The 3611-nt window shown below is 58.6% G+C and carries 3 protein-coding genes and 1 pseudogene; all 4 read left to right on the top strand.

Features of this window, described 5'->3' with window-relative positions:
* Window positions 1–233 precede the first annotated feature (233 nt).
* A complete protein-coding gene (locus tag ACE4YL_RS11730; RefSeq protein WP_461369667.1) occupies window positions 234–1703 on the top strand; it encodes an AAA family ATPase in 1470 nt (489 codons plus the stop codon).
* A 397-nt stretch (window positions 1704–2100) separates the two neighbouring features.
* Window positions 2101–2373 carry a hypothetical protein gene (locus tag ACE4YL_RS11725; protein ID WP_461369666.1) on the top strand — a complete coding sequence of 91 codons (273 nt, stop codon included), beginning with the start codon at window positions 2101–2103 and terminating at the stop codon, window positions 2371–2373.
* Complete coding sequence (locus ACE4YL_RS11720; protein ID WP_461369665.1) at window positions 2357–2785, top strand: hypothetical protein; 429 nt, start codon at window positions 2357–2359, stop codon at window positions 2783–2785. The genes ACE4YL_RS11725 and ACE4YL_RS11720 overlap by 17 nt, the downstream gene beginning before the upstream one ends.
* A gap of 183 nt (window positions 2786–2968) precedes the next feature.
* Window positions 2969–3611, top strand: a pseudogene (locus ACE4YL_RS11715) (hypothetical protein); the annotation flags it as partial.

The following is a 3611-nucleotide window of genomic DNA, read 5'->3' as shown; positions in this document are numbered from 1 at the left end:
GAGACAGCTACCGATCCAAGAAGAAGAAGCGCGACCAGGAGCACCACAACGAAAGAACGATTCACGGTAAATCCTCCTCACACGATGAGTATGCCATGCGGGACTAGGTAAGGGGCGGTGCGAAAAGATGGATTGATCCTTTGCGTTTTTTGTTTACGGCCTATTTTATCACGTTCGCCGTAGACATACAAACTCCTGCTGCTGCTGTTAGATGCCGGAGAGGAGTTGTTGTCATGGCTATACCTAATAGAGTGCAAGAGCTTTGGAACCTAGAGGCCGAACGCGCATTGCTAGGCTCCATGCTATTAGACGAGGAAGCCGCCGACGCAGTTATAGACAAGGTGACGACGCAGGCATTCTACTCTGAGGCGCATCGGACAATCTTTGATGCAATCATGAAACTGAGATCCGAGGGCGTGCCCATAGACCTCATTACAGTGACGGATGCCATGAGATCCGAAGGAACTCTTGCGGAAGTTGGCGGCGCTTCAGCTATCAGCGCCCTGGCAAACTACGTGCCGACAGTTGCGAATGTTGAATATTATTTGGAGATCGTTCAAGAGAAGGCGACGCTTCGGAGGATCATCAAGGGCGCGGCCCTTGCAACCGAAAGCGCTCAGGCAGGAGAAATCGGACGTGCTGAGGTGATCCTGGAGGAAACCTTGCAGGAGGTGGCCGCTGGAGGCTATGCCCGTAGGAGGGACAGGCCCGTCATGGTCAATCTGTCGGAGGTGGAGGCCCAGGAAACCCGATGGCTATGGAAGCCCTACATACCCTTGGACTGCATCACGATTCTGGAGGGTGATCCTAAGACCGGAAAGACATGGGCAGCCCTGGCTATCACAGCAGCCCTTACAAGAGGTTTTCCGCTACCCGGAGAGGACGGGAGGCCGGTGGCCCGTATGCCCGGTAACGTCCTATATATGACGGCTGAGGACTCGCTGAGTATGACTCTCAGGCCGAGGCTGGAGAAGGCAAATGCTGACCTAGCAAGGGTTCACGTTCTGGAAGGCAAGAGAGGCGACGACGGAAAACTAACCGTGCCTGCGACCATGCAAGACCTTGATACTCTGGCCCAGGCGCTAGAGCAAGCGCGGCCCGTTCTCGTGGTCATTGACCCTTTGGCCGCCTTCTTAGGCCCGAATGTGAACTCTAACAGGTTCGAGCAGGTTCGGCCCGTCCTGGCCGGAATCACGGGACTAGCTGAAAGGTGTGGCTGTGCCTTCCTGCTCATTCGTCACCTAAGCAAGGGGATGAAGGACAAAGCCATTTATAAAGGGCAAGGCTCAATCGACTTCACAGCAGCGGCCCGAAGTGTGCTCATGGTGGGCAGAGATCCTCATGACCAGGAGAAACGGGCGCTAGTGCATAGCGTGTGTAACCTTGCGAAGGAAGGCCCGTCTCAAAGTTTCGTCATTACTGACGATGGGAAACTGGAGTGGGCAGGTGTCATAGACATCACAGGCGATGACCTTGTAGCGCCTGTAGTCGTGGAGGAGAGGGGTTCCAGGGCAGAAGCTAAGGAGTTTCTACAGACTATGCTTGCCGATGGCCGACAGTTGGCAACAGACATGGAGGAGGCCCGACAGGCCCATGACATTGCCGACAGAACCCTGAGACGTGCCAGAAAAGAACTGAATGTTCAAGTTTATCGCGACGGCAACGCATGGTATTGGGAGCTACCTACTCCCATAAAACGGTAGGGGACTCGTTAAGGTGGCCATTATAATAATTGGCCTTCTTAGGACATCTTTGGCCTTCTTAGGCCAGGTAAAATTTTTACAGGGCCAAAGGTGGCCAATGTCGGCCAATGTTGGCCTTATATATAGTTGGCCCCCTTGAATGGCCTTGTAAAGAAATGTATATCCAAAATAGCCTGTCAACGTATGGAATCCATTGACCCTTAGCGCCTTCTTTTGGGCGCTTTTTTTATGCCTGGAGGTGGCCGAGTGGTTCCTAAAAATTACCTATACGCAATCTTATTCGGTGCATGGCTGAGGCCGGAGGAAATGGAACTGCGGTGGGACGTGGCAAAGGATTACCTGAGCGCCTGCAATCGGCGCGGCTGGTGAGGGAGGGAGTCGAGTGGTGAGCAGGGGTATGAAACGGCGAATGGAGCGCCTGGAGCAGGCAGCCCGAGACCTGCGAACCCAGGCGGCCGCGGGTGGCTATGGTGTGGAACCCTGGGCCGAATTGTTCCTGGCGGCCCGCGAGGCCAGCGACGAGCCCACGGCAGAGGAACGCGCGGCGGCAGAGGCCTTCGCTGAGGCCTTCGTGGCCGACTGTCGAGCGCGAGGGGTGAAGCCTACGTGGGTCGAGCTTGTGCGGCTGGCCGAGCGCGCGGGAGGTGAGGAGGATGGCCGGCAAGTGTAGGGTGTGCGACCATGGCGAGCGGGCGGCGATAGACAAGGCCATAGTTACCCGGTCCGCGTCATTGCGGACCATAGCGGACCGATACGGAGTTTCTAAGACGGCGCTTATTCGCCACAGGGATAGTCACATACCGAAGCTAGTTCAAGCCGCTGAGAGCGCCAGGGCGATGCAGGCGGCGAGTTCTGGCGCGGCCCTTATAGATGAGCTTGACCGACTCCTGAAAAAGGCCCTGGCGATCCTGGAGGCCGCTGAGAAGGCCGGGGAACTGAAAGTGGCCCTGCAGGCGATCCGGGAGGCACGGGAGACTATCAAGGCCTGCGCGGACCTTGCAGTAACCGTGGACCTTGAGGAGAGAGTGGAGGCCCTGGAGGCCCAGATCGAGGCCCGGAGGGGAGGAATGCGCGGTGGATAGACGGAAGCGGCGCGCGGAGCGGTTGACGGTGCCGGTGGGGGAGCTGGCGGGCCCTGGGGGCCCGAAGCTGACGGCATTCGTGTGTCTGGCGTGCGGCAGGAAGCTGAAGGCCTTGCCGAGCGCCCAGGTTCGGTGCAAGTGCGGGCGGTGGATGCAACATGAACAAGAAAGGGAAGATGGCGCATGTTGAAACTGGTGGAGAAGGGCACGAAGTATGAGCGCCTGCAAGCGCAGCAGGCGAAGGCCCAGAAGCGCCTAGCGCAGGCAAAGCAGGCGCGGGAGAAGATCACAGAGGAGCTGGCCCAGGCGTTAGCCGATGAGAGCCCGGAGAAAACCCAGAGCCTGCGGGCTCAGCTCCGGGCGTTGGATGAGCTCCGGGAAGATGCACAGCTCGAATTGGGGGCTCTGGAGGAGCGCCTGCGCGAGGCCCGGAGGGATCACGTGCGGGGCGAGGTTGAAAGGCTGAGGGCAGAGCTGGAGCAGATAGCCGCTGAGAGTGAGGAAGCCACGAAAGTGTTCGAGGAAGCGAAACGCGTGTTCGACGCGGCGCAGAACAATTACCAGCTTGGCGCGGAACTGCGGCGGGACCGCAGACGATCCCCAATGGCCCGCATGCTGGAGCTCACGAAGGAGCTTGAACTCTTGGAGGAGGCAGAGCCCGCCGAATCCGAAGGGCCCGCCGGCGCGGTGGATGAAGCCGCGATCGAGGATTACCTAGCCCGGTGCCGGGCGGGCGAAATCAAGACCCACACGGCGGGCGATCCGGCGCTAGATGAAGCATATGCCCGTTACCAGTCTGAGCGCGAGGAGATACGGAGGTATGGCC

It is taken from the genome of Candidatus Darwinibacter acetoxidans (genome assembly GCF_041936445.1).
GTDB lineage: Bacteria > Bacillota > Limnochordia > Darwinibacteriales > Darwinibacteriaceae > DTU010.
This window is presented reverse-complemented; position numbering and strand designations above follow the sequence as displayed.

Bases quoted from the DNA above. Each gene is read 5' to 3' on its own strand.
- ACE4YL_RS11730 (WP_461369667.1), top strand. From the start codon at position 234: ATGGCTATACCTAATAGAGTGCAAGAGCTTTGGAACCTAGAGGCCGAA.
- ACE4YL_RS11725 (WP_461369666.1), top strand. From the start codon at position 2,101: ATGAAACGGCGAATGGAGCGCCTGGAGCAGGCAGCCCGAGACCTGCGA.
- ACE4YL_RS11720 (WP_461369665.1), top strand. From the start codon at position 2,357: ATGGCCGGCAAGTGTAGGGTGTGCGACCATGGCGAGCGGGCGGCGATA.